Origin of the sequence: Allobosea rubneri (assembly GCF_032464875.1) — a bacterium.
Taxonomy (GTDB): Bacteria; Pseudomonadota; Alphaproteobacteria; order Rhizobiales; family Beijerinckiaceae; genus Allobosea; species Allobosea rubneri.
Map to the genome: position 1 here is coordinate 30006 of NZ_JAWDID010000044.1, position 14747 is coordinate 44752.

General features: G+C 65.6%; 15 protein-coding genes. 5 read left to right on the top strand and 10 right to left on the bottom strand.

The features are described from left to right. Window positions 1-143 precede the first annotated feature (143 nt). Window positions 144-1178, bottom strand: a complete 1035-nt coding sequence (locus RKE40_RS22160; RefSeq protein WP_316020376.1) for a DUF1254 domain-containing protein — start codon at window positions 1176-1178, stop codon at window positions 144-146. Window positions 1179-1264: 86 nt separating this feature from the next. Beyond that, on the bottom strand, window positions 1265-2098 hold the full coding sequence (locus tag RKE40_RS22165; RefSeq protein ID WP_316020377.1) for an acid phosphatase: 834 nt from the start codon (window positions 2096-2098) through the stop codon (window positions 1265-1267). Between the two features lie 255 nt (window positions 2099-2353). On the opposite strand from RKE40_RS22165, the gene RKE40_RS22170 reads away from it, so the two are divergent. Further along, on the top strand, window positions 2354-3355 hold the full coding sequence (locus tag RKE40_RS22170) for a helix-turn-helix transcriptional regulator (protein ID WP_316020378.1): 1002 nt from the start codon (window positions 2354-2356) through the stop codon (window positions 3353-3355). A 365-nt stretch (window positions 3356-3720) separates the two neighbouring features. On the opposite strand, the gene RKE40_RS22175 is transcribed toward RKE40_RS22170, so the two are convergent. Further along, window positions 3721-5343: an arylsulfatase gene (locus RKE40_RS22175; RefSeq protein WP_316020379.1), complete on the bottom strand. Its 1623-nt coding sequence runs from the start codon at window positions 5341-5343 to the stop codon at window positions 3721-3723. Window positions 5344-5794: 451 nt separating this feature from the next. On the opposite strand from RKE40_RS22175, the gene RKE40_RS22180 reads away from it, so the two are divergent. Both RKE40_RS22180 and RKE40_RS22185 read left to right on the top strand, forming a co-directional pair. Then, window positions 5795-6967, top strand: coding sequence for an isovaleryl-CoA dehydrogenase (locus RKE40_RS22180; protein WP_316020380.1), 1173 nt, complete (start codon window positions 5795-5797; stop codon window positions 6965-6967). A 177-nt stretch (window positions 6968-7144) separates the two neighbouring features. Further along, a complete protein-coding gene (locus RKE40_RS22185) occupies window positions 7145-7663 on the top strand; it encodes a gamma-glutamylcyclotransferase family protein (RefSeq protein ID WP_316020381.1) in 519 nt (172 codons plus the stop codon). Window positions 7664-7800: 137 nt separating this feature from the next. Here RKE40_RS22185 and RKE40_RS22190 read toward each other — a convergent pair whose 3' ends face one another. The 3 genes from RKE40_RS22190 to RKE40_RS22200 all read right to left on the bottom strand — a co-directional run bounded on the left by RKE40_RS22190 (window position 7801) and on the right by RKE40_RS22200 (window position 10547). Then, window positions 7801-9597: an ABC transporter ATP-binding protein gene (locus RKE40_RS22190; RefSeq protein WP_316020382.1), complete on the bottom strand. Its 1797-nt coding sequence runs from the start codon at window positions 9595-9597 to the stop codon at window positions 7801-7803. A 342-nt stretch (window positions 9598-9939) separates the two neighbouring features. Then, window positions 9940-10116 carry a hypothetical protein gene (locus RKE40_RS22195; RefSeq protein WP_316020383.1) on the bottom strand — a complete coding sequence of 59 codons (177 nt, stop codon included), beginning with the start codon at window positions 10114-10116 and terminating at the stop codon, window positions 9940-9942. A 20-nt stretch (window positions 10117-10136) separates the two neighbouring features. Next, a complete protein-coding gene (locus tag RKE40_RS22200; RefSeq protein ID WP_316020384.1) occupies window positions 10137-10547 on the bottom strand; it encodes a rhodanese-like domain-containing protein in 411 nt (136 codons plus the stop codon). Window positions 10548-10655: 108 nt separating this feature from the next. On the opposite strand from RKE40_RS22200, the gene RKE40_RS22205 reads away from it, so the two are divergent. Both RKE40_RS22205 and RKE40_RS22210 read left to right on the top strand, forming a co-directional pair. Beyond that, on the top strand, window positions 10656-11351 hold the full coding sequence (locus tag RKE40_RS22205; RefSeq protein WP_316020385.1) for a DUF599 domain-containing protein: 696 nt from the start codon (window positions 10656-10658) through the stop codon (window positions 11349-11351). Window positions 11352-11381: 30 nt separating this feature from the next. Beyond that, entirely contained in the window at window positions 11382-11684 is a 303-nt protein-coding gene (locus RKE40_RS22210; protein WP_316020386.1) for a DUF3253 domain-containing protein, read from the top strand. Here the strand turns inward: RKE40_RS22210 and RKE40_RS22215 are convergent. From RKE40_RS22215 to RKE40_RS22230, 4 genes are all read right to left on the bottom strand, one after another. After that, window positions 11654-12442, bottom strand: coding sequence for a YdcF family protein (locus RKE40_RS22215; RefSeq protein ID WP_316020387.1), 789 nt, complete (start codon window positions 12440-12442; stop codon window positions 11654-11656). The two genes, RKE40_RS22210 and RKE40_RS22215, sit on opposite strands and share 31 nt — an antisense overlap. A gap of 164 nt (window positions 12443-12606) precedes the next feature. Beyond that, window positions 12607-13119 carry a hypothetical protein gene (locus RKE40_RS22220; protein ID WP_316020388.1) on the bottom strand — a complete coding sequence of 171 codons (513 nt, stop codon included), beginning with the start codon at window positions 13117-13119 and terminating at the stop codon, window positions 12607-12609. A gap of 65 nt (window positions 13120-13184) precedes the next feature. Beyond that, window positions 13185-13805 carry a glutathione S-transferase family protein gene (locus RKE40_RS22225; protein WP_316020389.1) on the bottom strand — a complete coding sequence of 207 codons (621 nt, stop codon included), beginning with the start codon at window positions 13803-13805 and terminating at the stop codon, window positions 13185-13187. Window positions 13806-13995: 190 nt separating this feature from the next. Beyond that, on the bottom strand, window positions 13996-14747 hold a 752-nt coding region (locus RKE40_RS22230; protein WP_316020390.1), incomplete at its 5' end, for a biotin/lipoyl-containing protein.

The window sequence follows — 14747 nt, forward strand, 5'->3', positions numbered from 1 at the left end:
CGGAACCATCTGGGCACCAAGCCCCACGGCGGCGCGGCCCACTGGCCGCCCAAGCGGCGCGACCTGTTCGGCCGGGGCGTTGTCCACCACGGACAATTGCTGTGGTGGACAACCAAATCCCCCGAAAGCCAGTCTGGTCAGGCTCAGTTTAAGGCCTTCGCCTCCGGGAATTTCCACTTGCCGCTGACGATCGATGGCTCAGGACGATAGAGCCGCACGGTATAGTTCCAGCCTTCGACGATCGGCAGGCAGTTCGGGATCTTGCCGTCGCAGCCGCCGAGCTGGACGGTCACCGAGCCGTCCTCATTCTTCTTCGCGGTGATGTCGTTGATCGAATAGGCGCTGTAGGGGTTTTTCTCGAAGAACCCCTGTCGATTATAGACGCTGATCGACCAGAATTCCTTCACCGGAACGGTCTTTGGCACATTGATGGTGTAGACCGTTTTGCCGTCGTTCTTCGCGGGCGCGAAGCTCGCGTAGATGGCGTCTTTTTCCGGAATGCCGCCCCAGCCCGCGGCTGTGCCAATCAGATGCTGGATCGGCTCGACCTGACCACGGGCGCCGAAGGAACCGCGAAACGACGTCTGATACTTTGCCAGCGCGAGCAAGGCATTGCGAACGCCTGTGAGGCTTTCCTCGTCCCAGTTTGGAAGCTCGAGCTTCCCTGAAGCCTTCTGGCTGACCTTGATGGCGTCCTGCAGCTTGTGGACCGCTTCGAGATCCTTCGGATCGCTCGGATCGACCAACGTCCGGATCGCGACGAACGCATATCGCGTGCCGACCGTTTCCTTGGTCAGCGTAACCGGCTTCGTACCGTAGGCGACGATCGGCAGGTAGTGATCCTGATCGACGACCATCATCGACATGTAGCGCTTGCCGGTATCAGGCAGCGACAGCGTGACCGGCCCGGCGGCAAGATCAAAAACGGCAAACGAATACAGCGTATCCCGGTTCATGCGAATGACCGTTTGCCTGTCGATCGCCGTCGGCTCCCGGGAGTGCAGAAACTTGCCCAACCCGCCCACGGTCTTTGCGTTGGCCGCGAGGTAATGGTCGGTCTCCGCGCGGATGAAATTGTCGACGGTCACCGGGATTTTGCCGCTCGGCTCCTGGGCGAACGCGCCTGTCGCCAGTGCCGCCGATGCGAGTGCGAGACCGATGCCAACCAATCGAAGCATGGAATTACCTCTTCATTCAAAGACTGCGTTCAAAGACTGCGCCGGCGCGGCAGCTTTGTCCGTCGCTACCGCCGCCTTGTAATCGACTACTGCTCGGAGAGGGCTGCGGCCTCGGCAGAGCAGTCCGGCACCGGGTCCGCTCGTTTGGCCTTCGCGGCTTCGACCTCAGCCTTCGCAGCCTTGAGATCGGCAAGGAAGACCGGGTCGGTCATGAGCCGTGCCGTGGTCGCCGCGCCCATGATCCGCCCGGCATCGACGTCGCTCTGCCAATGGGCATTGCAGATCACCCGGCTCTGCCCGAATTCGAGACCGCGCTTGAGCAGTTCGTTCGAGCGCTCGGGATTGATCTGCGCGAAGACGAGAGCCCAGCCCCAGCCCGCGGCGGTGTGGCCTGACGGATAGGAGCCGTCACTGCGCAGAATGGCCTCCTGATCGGCCCGGCAGGTCGCCTCGTTATGGACCACGAAAGGACGGACCCGGTTGTACCTGTTCTTCACGCCATAGGTGGAGAGGCCGAAATCCGAGAGCATCTTCTGCATCATTGCGTAGAGACGCGGGGTCTGCTCGGCGCCGATCCTGACGCCCATCGCACAGGAGAAATTCTCGGCGGCCTGCCGAAAGGCGAGATCGGCGTCGGTGAAGGCGAGTTTCCAGCGCGCACTGTCGCGCAACGGGAGCGTCGCCCTGCGCGCTTCCTCGTCTCGGGCGAGAGCAGCCGTACCCTTCTCGGGCGGCGGGCCGAGCAGCACGAGGCTGTTCGGCAGGTCTGACTGCCTGAGATAACCCGGCGCGATCTTGAAATGCGGATCCGTGACCTTGGGCTGGGCTTCGCCCGCCTGCGCGAGGACCTGCCCGCAGAGCGCGAGCAGGGCAGACGCGGAAACAGCCGCGGCTCGTGCCGTAGTCCAAGTGATAGTCATCCCGTTCCTCTCGACACCGCCGAGTTCATGCACAGCCCGTCAGAACCGATATGCAGGAAAAGCCGCCGCCGTGCCGGCATCCGGACGATCGCACTCCGACCGGCAGCGAACTCAGCCGTGCTCATTTCGTGCATGGGCAGATCGCCGGTCTTGCCATTTCACGCCAATCGCAAGCGGCTATTCTCGATCCCGACCGGTGACGAATCCCTCGCAAGCAGGGCCAGTGGAGCCCCCCAATGATCGCGGCAAGGTCCAATGGCTGACATACCCCTGACGCGCGGCCAGTTCCTGCTGCCGTTCGTCAGCATCCTCGACGAGATCGGCGCGCCGACGGACACGCTTCTGGAGAAATCCCGGCTGCCAGCCTCTCTGGAGGACAAGAGCGATCTCTACCTTCCGCTCCTGCCGGCGCTGCGCTTCGTCGAAACCGCCCAGAGGAGCCAGGGCATCGAGGATTTCGGCTTTCTCGCCGCCCAGCGCTTGCATTTCTCGCATCTCAGGGAAAAGACGCGGCTCCTGATCGCTCACTCCCCGACACTGCTCGTCGCGCTGCGGCACGCCTGCCATTGGGCATCGCGGGAAGACACGATCCTGAGCATGTGGATCGAGCACGACGATGATCACGTGCGGATCTGCAGCAGGCTGGCCGGGACACGGGGGCTGCTGCACCTGAAATACGCGCAATGGATCCAGAACATCTTCCCGATCCACATCATCAGGCAGTTCGCGGGCGCTGATTGGATGCCGCCGGCGATCGCCTTCGAATCGTCCTATGCGCCGAGCCCGGCGACGCGATCCGCCTGGCCGAATGTGCGGTTCCTGTCGAACCGGCATGCCGCCTGGGTCAGCCTGCCGATCTCGCTCCTCGGCCTGTCCAATCGATCGGTCGCATTGCCTCCGGCGCTACCGGACCATGAGGCCGGCCCTTCCGCCTACGATATCGTCGAGCTGCTCAAGCTGATGCTGCCGGCCTATCTCGACGGGAGAAAGACCGCTCTCGCCGATGTCGCCGAGATCGTCGGCCTCAGCACGCGCACCTTTCAACGCAAGCTCGCCGCTCTCGGCCTGGCCTATTCGGACGTGCTCGACACGGTCAGGTATCAGCATGCGAGCGGGCTGTTGCGCGACACCGATTGCAGGGTCATCGATGTCGCCTTGTCCTCCGGCTACTCGGACCCGGCCCATTTCAGCCGCGCCTTCCGCCGCATGACGGGCGTCACGCCGCGTCAGTTTCGGGAGCAGTCGAAGCTGGGCTGAGGTGTTTCGGCGTCGACATTAAGGCCTGCCCTTCCTCGGAACCGAACTCGGCTGGCTCTGCATCCTCGAGCGCCCAGAGCTGGCCGCGCGCGGTCTCGCGGTTGCAGAAGCGGCGGAATGTTATCGGCCGAGGCGTGGGTGAGCTGACGCTGCCATGGAAGGTGAATTACGACGTTCGCTCCATGATGGCTGCAGCCCCCGGCCTCGCCGAACCGGAACCTGGGGCACGGCTCGAAACCGGGCATTCCGGTTTGCACGTGCATTGTCCCGGTCGACGTCGACAAGGAGGACTTCGCAGCCGGTGAAGTCGTGCGGAGCGTCCACACGGCTTCACCTTGGTTCCCGGCGCTGGAACGCTGCCGATCCTACTTGGCCATCGCAGTCCTGGCCGCCTCGATCTTCGCTTTCACCGCATCCAGGTTGAAGCTCGCTCCCCTCTGCATCGGAGGAAACTCGATGGCGGTCATGGCAAGCTTCTCAACCTGCTGCTGGACGAAAACAAAGCGCCAGAACTCGTATTGGAACCAGGAGAAGTAGTTCTGGGATCCTGACTTCGTGCCGTTCTCCGGCCATCCCGTGCGCTCGAACGGGTCAAGGCGAAGATTGGTCAGATAAGGCACGTCCGCCTTGGTCTTGTCGCCGAGCCATCCGCCGGGCTGGTCGATGAAGCGATATTTGTAGTCGCCGATGCGGACAGCGCCGAGCTCGCTTTCGCCGAAGTAGAAAATCTCGGTCCGGTTCGACGGGCCCTTTCCGGTGATCAGGTCCATCTGGTTGTAGCCGTCGAGGTAAACCTTGTAGTTGCGATCGCCGACCTGCTTACCCTTCCTGAGCTCTTCGGCGATGTTGGCATTGCCGGCTGCGGCGACGAAGGTCGGGAACCAGTCTAGTCCCGAGATCAGGCCGTTCTCCACCTTTCCCGCCGGGACCCGACCGGGCCAGCGGATCATCGCGGGCGCGCGGAACCCGCCCTCCATGACGGTGCCCTTGCTCTGCGCGAATGGCGTCTGACCACCATCGGGCCACGTGAAGACCTCGGTGCCGTTGTCGGTGGTGAAGACGACGATGGTGTTGTCGTCGACGCCCATGTCCTTGAGCTTCTGCATCAGGAGGCCGACATCGTCGTCGAGCTGCGCCATGCCGGCTTCATGAATTGACCAGCCGTTCTTCGAATTGCGCATCGCCTCGTATTTCAGCGAGAGATGCGTGACGATGTGCATGCGGGTCGGATTGAGCCAGAGGAAGAACGGCTTGTTGTCAGCCTTGGCCTTGTCCAGGAACTTGAAGGAGAGGTCGCGGATCTCGTCGTCTACAGTTTCCATCCGCTTTGGGCAGAGTTCGCCAGCGTCCCTGATGGTCTGCTTGCCGACCTTGCCCCAACGAGGGTCCACCGTGGCATCGTCGACGTCGCTTGCCAGCGAATGGACCATGTTGCGCGGACCGACCTGCGACCTGAGATCCTGCGGATAGTTCGGATGGCACGGGTCTTCCATCGCGTCGAGATGGTAGAGATAGCCGAAAAACTCGTCGAAGCCGTGCACGGTGGGCAGGAACTCGTTCTTGTCCCCGAGATGGTTCTTGCCGAACTGGCCGGTGGCGTAGCCCATTCCCTTCAGCACGGTCGCAATCGTCACCGCTTGCGCCGGCAGGCCGGTGGGGGCGCCAGCCTGACCGACTGTCGTCATGCCGGTGCGGATCGGCAGCTCGCCGGTGATGAAATTCGCTCGCCCGGCCGTGCAGCTCGCCTCGGCATAGTAATCGGTAAACAACATACCTTCTGCAGCGATTCTATCGAGGTTTGGCGTTCGCCCCGCCATCATGCCGCGATGGTATGCGCCGATATTCCAGATGCCGATATCGTCCCCCATCACGACAACAATATTGGGACGTTGCTGTTGTGGCGCTTGCTGCGCGACGCAAGGCAAGCTTGATCCGACGATCAGAGCGACAGCTGCAGACATATTCAGCCATATGCTATGAGGCTTCATGTCAGTCCTCCCTTGGAGCTTCATGCCGATTACTCTTGCTGGGCGGGAGCCCGCGGCAGAATGAAGGCGGAGTGCAGTCACGACGGAGAAGACCGTACGCTCATTGCAACGCCCTCGATACTGGACCAGGGGGCAACACCGAGCGGCCGTCGCAACGAGACCGGGAGCAAACGTTCTGAATATCTCCGAGGGCGAGTTCGGGTGCTTTCGTCGAGATCAGCCCATGTCCGCTGGGGAGCGGGAGCAGCCCGCCTCCCCGTGCCCTTCCGGCCCGGCGCGGTCTGAGAACCGCACCCGGCATTTTGCATCGCCCTCGCTCCCTTCGCGCACGCCTGCGCATCGGCGCAGAACCATCTGCCGGCTCCCGCAAGCTGACTTGCCCGCCGGGCGCGCGCTATAACGCTGGAAAGGGCGCAGCAGCGCCCCGCCTGTTTCCAGCCGGGAGGTCACCATGCTCGCCAACGCGCCGCGCCCGTTCAATTTCGACCTCGGCGAGACCGCCGACGCGATCCGCGACACCGTCCACGCCTTCGCGCAGGAGAAGATCGCCCCGCGCGCCGAGGAGATCGACAGGACGAACCAGTTCCCGCGGGATCTGTGGCCTGAGATGGGCGCGCTCGGCCTGCACGGCATCACCGTCTCGGAGGAATATGGCGGCGCCGGCCTCGGCTATCTCGAGCATTGCGTCGCGATCGAGGAGGTCAGCCGCGCCTCGGCCTCGGTCGGCCTCTCCTACGGCGCCCATTCCAACCTCTGCGTCAACCAGATCGCCCGCAATGGCAGCGACGCGCAAAAGAAGAAGTACCTGCCCAAGCTGATCTCCGGCGAGCATGTCGGCGCGCTCGCCATGTCGGAGCCGGGCTCGGGCTCCGACGTCGTCTCGATGAAGACGAAGGCGGTCAAGAAGGGCGATCGCTATGTCCTGACCGGCAACAAGATGTGGATCACCAACGGCCCGATCGCCGAGACCCTGGTGGTCTACGCCAAGACCGATCCGGAGGCCGGCCCCAAGGGCATCACCGCCTTCCTGATCGAGAAGGGCATGAAGGGTTTCTCGACCCATCAGAAACTCGACAAGCTCGGCATGCGCGGCTCCGACACCTGCGAGCTCGTCTTCGAGGACTGCGAGGTGCCGGAGGAAAACGTGCTCGGCTCGGTCGGGCGCGGCGTCAACGTGCTGATGAGCGGGCTCGACTATGAGCGCGTCGTGCTCTCGGCCGGCCCGCTCGGCATCATGCAGGCCGCGATGGACATCGTCCTGCCCTATATCCACGAGCGCAAGCAGTTCGGCCAGTCGATCGGCGAGTTCCAGCTCGTCCAGGGCAAGGTCGCCGACATGTATGTCGCGATGAATTCCTGCAAGGCCTATGTCTACGCCGTCGCCAAGGCCTGCGACCGGGCCGAGACCACCCGCGAGGACGCCGCCGGCGCCATCCTGATCGCGGCCGAGAAGGCGACGCAGCTGGCGCTCGACGCAATCCAGCTGCTCGGCGGCAACGGCTACATCAACGATTACCCGACCGGGCGCCTGCTCAGGGACGCCAAGCTCTACGAGATCGGCGCCGGCACCAGCGAGATCCGCCGCATGCTGATCGGGCGGGAACTGTTCAACAAGACGAAGTGAGGCATTCGCAGAGTGCGTCATGCTCGGGCTTGACCCCAGCATCTCCCGATGGCGTGCTCGCCGTCATGCTCGCCCTTGTGGCGAGCATCCACGTCTTGACCACCGCGCGGGTTGCGGAAAGACGTGGATGGTCGGGACAAGCCCGACCATGACGGCAGTGTCACGACGGAAAGCACGATGCCCCTCTATTTCGCCTATGGCCTGAACATGGACGTCGCCGGGATGGCGCAGCGCTGCCCGCGCTCGAAGCCGCTCGGCCTCGCCCGGCTGCCGCGCCACCGCTTCATCGTCAACACCGACGGCTACGCCTCGGTGATCCGCGATCCCCGCGAAAGCGTCCATGGCGTGCTCTGGGATTGCGCGCTCGGCGACATCCGCACGCTCGACAAGTTCGAGGATCTCGCCAGCGGCCTCTACGTCAAGATCAGCCAGCCGGTGATCGTCGAGGGCGGAGCGAAGCGCGCCCTGATCTATATCGGGCGCAGCGGCACGCCGGGAAAGCCCAAGCCCGGCTATCTCGAGCAGGTCGTCACCGCAGCGAAAGAGTGGGCTTTGCCAGAGACTTACATCGCCGGCATGACTCAGTTTCTGAGCAAGCCGAATCTCGATCTGAAGTCCTTGAATCGGGATGCCAGCGAGGCATTGCCGCCCGGCCCCGTCCCGGGCGTCCGTCCGCGCGCCGCCGCGCCGAAGTAGCAGGCCCTTTCCTTCTCCCCCTTGGGGGAGAAGGTGGCAGCGCGGACGCCAGAAACGAAGAAAGGGCCACGAATGCGGCCCTTCCTTCATCCGCCCCCCTACGGGGGCACCTTCTCCCCCAAGGGGAGAAGGGAGCGCTACGCCACCAGCCCTTTCGCCAGCTCGCTGACCTGCTTCTCGAACAGCGCCCGGTAGGCACCGTCCTCGCGCGTCAGCAGTGCCTCGTGCGGGCCCTCCTCCACGACCGTGCCGCGGTCGAAGACCAGGATCCGGTCCATGGCGCGCACCGTCGAGAGCCGGTGCGCGATGACGATGGTGGTGCGGCCTTCCATCAGCCGCTCCATCGCCTCCTGGATCAGCGCCTCCGATTCCGAGTCGAGGCTCGACGTCGCCTCGTCCAGGATCAGGATCGGCGCATCGGCCAGGAAGGCCCGCGCCAGCGCCACCCTTTGCCGCTCGCCGCCCGAGAGCTTGACGCCGCGCTCGCCAACGAGCGTGCCGTAGCCCTTGGGCAGGCGCATGATGAACTCATGCGCATTGGCGAGCTTCGCCGCCTGCTCGATCTGCGCCTGGCTGGCACCGGGCCAGCCATAGGCGATGTTGTCGGCCAGCGAGCGGTGGAACAGCACCGGCTCCTGCTGCACGATCGCGATCTGGGCGCGCAGAGAGGCCTGCGTCGCCGTAGCGATGTCGCGCCCGTCGATGGCGATGCGTCCGTCCGTGACGTCGTAGAGCCGCTGCACCAGCTTGACGAAGGTCGTCTTGCCGGAGCCGGAGCGCCCGACCAGGCCGACCTTCTCGCCGGCTTTGATCGTCAGCGAGAAGTCGCGATAGAGCGGCTCGATGTGGCCTCCATAGTGGAAGGTCACCCGCTCGAAGGCGATTTCGCCCGCGGTTACGTCCATCGCCGTCGAACCGGGACGATCCGGCACGCCGAAGGGCAGCTCGTGCATCGCGACCAGCTCCTCCATGTCGTTCACCGAACGCTGGAGGTTGTGGATGTGCTGGCCGACATCGCGCAGATAGCCATGCACCACCGCATAGCTGGTCAGCACGAAGGCGACGTCGCCCGGGCTCGCCTGCCCTTGCGCCCAGAGCCAGATCACGAGGCCGATCACCGCCGCGCGCAGACCCAGCAGCACGATTTGCTGGGCCGTGCCCGAGGTCGTGCCGCGCAGCCAGGTGCGGCGCGTCCGCTGGGCCCATTTCGCGACCACCCCGGCAAGGCGGCTGTCCTCGCGGCCCTCGGCGCCGAAGGCCTTGACCACCGGATTGCACGAGATCGCATCGGCGAGCGCGCCGCCGAGCCGCGTGTCCCAGCTGTTGGCGAGTGTCGCCGCGGGCGCGACATAGCCGAGCGAGAGCGCGACCGTCACCGCGATGTAGATCACCGCGCCGGCGAGCACGACCGCACCCATCGCCGGCCAATGCCAGGCCAGCAGCACCGTGGTGCCGAGCAGCACCACCAGCGAAGGCAGCAGCGCGATCAGCACTGTATCGGTGAGAAGGTCGAGCGCCCACATGCCGCGCGTGATCTTGCGCACCGTCGAGCCCGCAAAGTTGTTGGCGTGCCAGTCGGTCGAGAAGCGTTGCAGGCGCGCGAAGGCCTCGCTGGCGACGTCGCCCATGGTGCGCAGCGTCATCTCGGTGATGCCGACGAAGGACAGGTGCCGGAACAGCACCGTGCCGGCGCCGAGCGCGATCATCATGCCGAGCGCCCAGAGGGCCGGATCGAGCCCGGCCGCCCGCTCGCCGGAGACCGCATCGACCAGCCGCCCGGCATAGAGCGGCATGAACAGGTCGGCGGCCGTCGCCGCCATCACCGTGAGGACGACGCCCGCGACCCGCCCGGGCTGGCGGCCCCAATGTGAAAAAGTGAAGCCGAGAACGGCACGGAACGGCTCCCGCCGCCCCGATTTCGAGGAAAGAGACATGAAAGCATCCGGTCAGCGAGAGACCGGCTCCAAATCAAGATGAAGCGCGACCGCGGCCGCGAGCTTCAGAAAAAGCGATGGAAATATTGGCTCGGGCCGCCGAGAAGGCGGGCCACGGGCGAGTCCGACCTAGTGGAAGGACCGCATTGGGGGAGTGGCGATGATGAAGAATTGCATTCAGCCCTCCCTTTCGTGAGTTGGAGCCAGAAAGACAGAATGCCGCATGCCCGCTTATTGTGCAAGCGGCATCTTATGCATGGGGTGGTTGCAGCTGACGGCAGGGAAGCGTTCACATTCCCGCCGGAATAGGCCGTCATTCGCGCGCGGCGATTCGCAGCGGCCCTATTTCCAGAACAGTGCGAGCAGCCTGATCGCCACCACCAGCAGGAAGCCGGCGATGATCGTGCCGAGCACGCGCTGGCGCTTCGCCCGGTCCGGGAACTGCCGGGCGATCAGGCGGCCGAGCGGCTTGCGGAACAGGAAGGCCGCAACCGCGAGGATGATCAGTAAATGCGACAAGGACGGAGGCTCTGCCCTTCTTAGCCCTTCCTGGGCTCGGGCTCTTCGAAGGGCGCGCCGGCCTTCTTCCAGGCGCCGAAGCCGCCGGCGATGTGCGAGACCGGCTTCAGCCCCATCTCCTGCGCTACCTGCGCCGCCAGGGCCGAGCGCCAGCCGCCGGCACAGAAGAAGACGAACTGCTTGTCCTCCTGGAAGACCGGCTTGGCATAGGGGCTTTCCGGGTCGATCCAGAATTCGAGCATGCCGCGCGGGCAATGGAAGGCGCCCGGCATCTTGCCTTCGCGCTCGCGCTCGCGGGGATCGCGCAGGTCGACGAAGACCGTATCGTCGCGCCCGGACAGCGCCTGCGCCTCCTCGACCGAAAGCGTCTTCACCTTGGCTTCGGCCTCGGCCAGCAATGCCTTGTAGCCCTTGGTGATCGTCTGCGGCATCCCGGCCTCCCCTTGCGAGGCCGGCAAGGTGGCGGCTGGCGCGGCGCTCGTCAATCGCGGGCTTGCCGGCACGCCATGCCCTCGCCAATCTGCCGGCCGGAGGGGCTCATGGCCGGATTCGGAACGCTCGACTTTATCGCGATCGCATTCTTCGCTGCCGCCTGGATCGGCTATCTGCTGGCTGTCGAGGTCGGCCCGCATGCGAAGCGCAGTCTCAACACGCTGATGAACGAGCGCCGCGAGCGCTGGATCATGGAATCGGTCAAGCGCGAGAACCGGATCATCGACACGCAGGTGATGAACGGCCTGCAGAACGGCACCGCCTTCTTCGCCTCGACCTCGCTGATCGCCATCGGCGGCTCGCTGACGCTGCTGCAATCGGCCGACCGGGTCGTCCAGATCTTCGCCGACCTGCCCTTCGCGACGCCGACCACGCGCGCCGCCTGGGAAATCAAGGTGATCGGGCTCGCGGTGATCTTCGCCTATGCCTTCTTCAAGTTCGGCTGGAGCTACCGGCTGTTCAACTACTGCGCCATCCTGATCGGCGCGATCCCGCCCCATACCGAGGCCGACAAGCCGGAGACGCTCGCCGCGGCGCGCGAGGCCGTGAAGATGAACATCGTCGCCGGGCTGCACTTCAACCGCGGCCAGCGCGCCTTCTTCTTCGCGCTGGCCTATCTCGGCTGGTTCATCTCGCCCTGGCTCTTCCTGATCGCGACGGCAGCGGTGCTGACGGTGATGTGGCGCCGGCAATTCGTCTCGGATTCGGCCGCCGCCGTTGGCGCGGGAAGCCGGGCGGCTTGACGAAAGCCGCTCCGCGGCTCAGCAAGCGCCATGACCAAGCCCACAGACGAAGACCTCGCCGAGACGATCCTGCGCTTGGCTGCCGAACGCGGCGACGGGCGCACGCTCGGCCCGATGGACGTCGCCCGCTCCCTCGGCGGCGACCATCCCGATGGCTGGGGGCCGCTGATGCAGCCGATCCGGCGGGTCGCGGTGCAATTGATGAAGGATGGCAGGCTGGTGATCACCCGCAAGGGACGGCCGGTCGACCCGGACGATTTCCGCGGCGTCTATCGCCTGCGCCTGCCGGAAGCCGGTGAGGACTACGGGCCGGGGAAGAGCGAATCCGAGTAGCCTGCAAGCCAGTAGACGACGAGGCCGACCCACTCCTTGAAGGTATCGTCGGCGATATCGAGCCCGCGCGCTGCCTTGCGATAGGGCCTGAAGAAATCGGCCCTTTCGCCGCTGGAGAGGAAGTCGACCGGGAAGGCCTCGACGTCGAAGCCGGCCTGGCGAAATACGCCCATGGCGCGCGGCATGTGCCAGGCCGAGGTCACCAGAAGCCAGCGCTCGCCGGGTTTCGGATCGACCAGCCTGCGGGTGAACACGGCGTTCTCGAGCGTGTTGCGCGACTGGTCCTCGAGCACGAGCCGGTCTTCCGGCAGGCCGAGGCCGAGGAAGAGCAGGCGCGCGCCGTCGGCCTCGGTCCGAACCACCTGCGAGAGCAGATTGGCTCCGCCGCCGGTGAAGACCAGCTTCGCCTCGGGATGGGCGCGCGCCAGCTCCACCGCCTTTGTCATTCGCGCCGCCGCATTGTTGAGCACGATGTCCTCGCGCGCGACGCCGATCGCGCCGCCGAGCACGATGATGCCGTCGACCTTTCCTGAATGCACCAGCTGCTGCGGAAAGCGATCCTCCAGCGGCCGCACCAGAATGCGCGACAGCGGGCTGAAGGCGAGCGCGACCAGAACGGTAGCGCAGAACAGGCCGAGCCAGCGGCCGGCCCGGGCAAAGCGCGTGAAGGCGAGCAGGCTCGCCAGCGCGAGCCCGGCAATGGCGAGGTTCACCGGCGAAGCCAGGAACCAGACGATCTTGGAGAGGGCGAAGAACATGGCGGCCTTTCTGCGCAGGCCTTTCCATAGCGGATGAAAGCTGACGGGAGGTTAGGATCGGCGGCTAAAGTAAGCTCCACCCTTGTTGCTTCGTCGTTCCGGGCAAGCCGCGAAGCGGCGCAGTCCCGGAATCCATCGTAGGTTACTGCGCTGGTGGCAAAGACCTATCTGATGATCTGCGGTGGGCTCGCCGGAGCCCGGCGCCCGCGCCCTGCCGCGAAACGCTCGACCTCGAGCGCCCGCTGCGCGACCTCGCGCAGTTCGCAGCCGGCCTGCAGCCCGGCCGAGCGGGCCGGCGGCTGGGCGCTGCCATAAAAGGCGCATTTCTGCACGGCAAACCCCTCCCAGGCGAGCTGCAGCGCGGTGAACTGGCTGCGCCCGCCGGCATCGAGCGAGCGGCCCAGCATCTGCGTCGCCAGCGTCAGCCGCTCGCGCCACACAGCCTCCTCTCGCCTGGCACAGGCGATCTCGGCATCGCGGCGGTCTCCGCTGGCGGCACGGACGCAAGGGACGGCGACCGAGCCGATGCAGGCCGCAGTCGCTGCCGCGCTCTGCCGCATGCAGGAAGCGATCTGCAGCCGGTCCACCGACTGCGCGCTGGTGTTCGGCGCCTGCGCCAGCGCCGGCGCGGCTGAAGCCAGAATGAATGCCGTGGCGAGGAGTGTCGTCTGACGCATCGTCACGATCATGCCGGGCGGCGCCGCGCGGTCAAGGCCAGCACTCTTCACGTCACCGGCACTCTTCACGTGACCGGCAGCGGCAGGGCCGGCCCCGCGGCCGGGCGCGCCGAGACATGGGCGTACCAGCGCGCCAGATTGGGACGCTCCTTGCGTGGCACCGGCATGTTGAGCCAGCGATGCGCGCCGGGCGCAACCGTGATGTCGGCCATGCCGAAGCGCTCGCCGGCCAGATAGGTCCGCCCGGCCAGATGCGCCTCGAGGATATCGAACTTCGCTTCGGCCTTGGCGATCGAGGCCTCGATCACCGCCGGCTCGGTATAGCCCGGCGTCTTGCGGATCAGCCCCCAGAAGGCCGGCGTCATCGCGGGCTGCAATTCGGCGAGCATCCAGTCCATCCAGCGGTCGGCATCGGCGCGGCGGGCCGGGTCCTCGTCCCAGATCCAGCCGGCGCCATAGCGGGCGGCGAGATAGCGCACGATGCTGTTTGATTCCCAGATGCAGACCTCGCCATCCTCCAGGGTCGGGATCTGGCCGTTCGGGTTCTTGGCGAGATAGGCCGGCTCCCTGTTGCCGCCAAACTGGCCGCCGATATCGATCCGCTCGAAGGGCTGGCCGACTTCGCCCGCCGCCCACACCGTCTTCTGCACATTGATCGAGCTGATCCGCCCGAAGATCGTCAGCATGTTCGCCACCTTCGTATCATGGGGGCGCGACAATCAGACGGCGGGCGAATGAAGGCAAGCGGCGCGGTCAGGCGCGCCCGTCATTGCGAGGAGCCGTCAGCCGACGAAGCAATCCAGGGGCAGCAGAGCTCTACGATTCTGGATTGCTTCGAGGAGCGGCAAGACCCGGGTGCTTGCAATGACGCATCTCTCACGCGAATTCGATGATGACGGCGTCGACGGCGAGGGAGTCGCCTTCCTTGGCAAGGATTTTTGCGATGGTGACGTCCTTTTCGGCGCGCAGGACGTTCTCCATCTTCATCGCCTCGACCATGGCGAGGGGCTCGCCGGCCTTGACCTCCTGGCCGACGCCGACGAAGACCGCCTTGACCAGGCCCGGCATCGGGCAGAGCAGGAATTTTCCGGTGTCGGGCGCGGCCTTTTCCGGCATCAGCGCCGCAAGCCGCGCCTCGCGGGCGGTGTAGACATGGGCATTGGCATAGGCGCCGGCATGGCCGAGCGCAAAGCCGTTGAGGATCGGCCGGACCTGCGCCGCGATGGCGACGCCGTCCAGCGTGCCCTGCCAGACCGGCTCGCCCGGGCGCCAGTCGCTGGCGAGCCTGACGCTGCGCCCGCCAAAATCGATCGTCACCGCCCCGTTCTCGTCCGAGACCTCGCCCTCGAAGCGCTCGGCCCCGAGCTGGACGATGCGGGCGCGCTCGAACTCGACCTTGCGCCAGCCCTGCATCTGCGCCGAGACGTTGCGCTTGCGCTGGTTCATCCGGTGGTCGCAGGCGATCGCGATCGCCGCCATCCGCAGCGCGACCTCGCCCTCAGGCTGCGGCAGGGCGAAGCCTTCCGGGAACTCCTCGGCGATGAAGCCGGTCGAGAGCTCGCCGGCAATCCAGCGCGGATGCTGCATCAGCGCCGAAACGAAGGGGATGTTGTGGCGGATGCCGTCGA

Bases quoted from the DNA above. Each gene is read 5' to 3' on its own strand.
- RKE40_RS22160 (WP_316020376.1), bottom strand. From the start codon at position 1,178: ATGCTTCGATTGGTTGGCATCGGTCTCGCACTCGCATCGGCGGCACTG.
- RKE40_RS22165 (WP_316020377.1), bottom strand. From the start codon at position 2,098: ATGACTATCACTTGGACTACGGCACGAGCCGCGGCTGTTTCCGCGTCT.
- RKE40_RS22170 (WP_316020378.1), top strand. From the start codon at position 2,354: ATGGCTGACATACCCCTGACGCGCGGCCAGTTCCTGCTGCCGTTCGTC.
- RKE40_RS22175 (WP_316020379.1), bottom strand. From the start codon at position 5,343: ATGAAGCCTCATAGCATATGGCTGAATATGTCTGCAGCTGTCGCTCTG.
- RKE40_RS22180 (WP_316020380.1), top strand. From the start codon at position 5,795: ATGCTCGCCAACGCGCCGCGCCCGTTCAATTTCGACCTCGGCGAGACC.
- RKE40_RS22185 (WP_316020381.1), top strand. From the start codon at position 7,145: ATGCCCCTCTATTTCGCCTATGGCCTGAACATGGACGTCGCCGGGATG.
- RKE40_RS22190 (WP_316020382.1), bottom strand. From the start codon at position 9,597: ATGTCTCTTTCCTCGAAATCGGGGCGGCGGGAGCCGTTCCGTGCCGTT.
- RKE40_RS22200 (WP_316020384.1), bottom strand. From the start codon at position 10,547: ATGCCGCAGACGATCACCAAGGGCTACAAGGCATTGCTGGCCGAGGCC.
- RKE40_RS22205 (WP_316020385.1), top strand. From the start codon at position 10,656: ATGGCCGGATTCGGAACGCTCGACTTTATCGCGATCGCATTCTTCGCT.
- RKE40_RS22210 (WP_316020386.1), top strand. From the start codon at position 11,382: ATGACCAAGCCCACAGACGAAGACCTCGCCGAGACGATCCTGCGCTTG.
- RKE40_RS22215 (WP_316020387.1), bottom strand. From the start codon at position 12,442: ATGTTCTTCGCCCTCTCCAAGATCGTCTGGTTCCTGGCTTCGCCGGTG.
- RKE40_RS22220 (WP_316020388.1), bottom strand. From the start codon at position 13,119: ATGCGTCAGACGACACTCCTCGCCACGGCATTCATTCTGGCTTCAGCC.
- RKE40_RS22225 (WP_316020389.1), bottom strand. From the start codon at position 13,805: ATGCTGACGATCTTCGGGCGGATCAGCTCGATCAATGTGCAGAAGACG.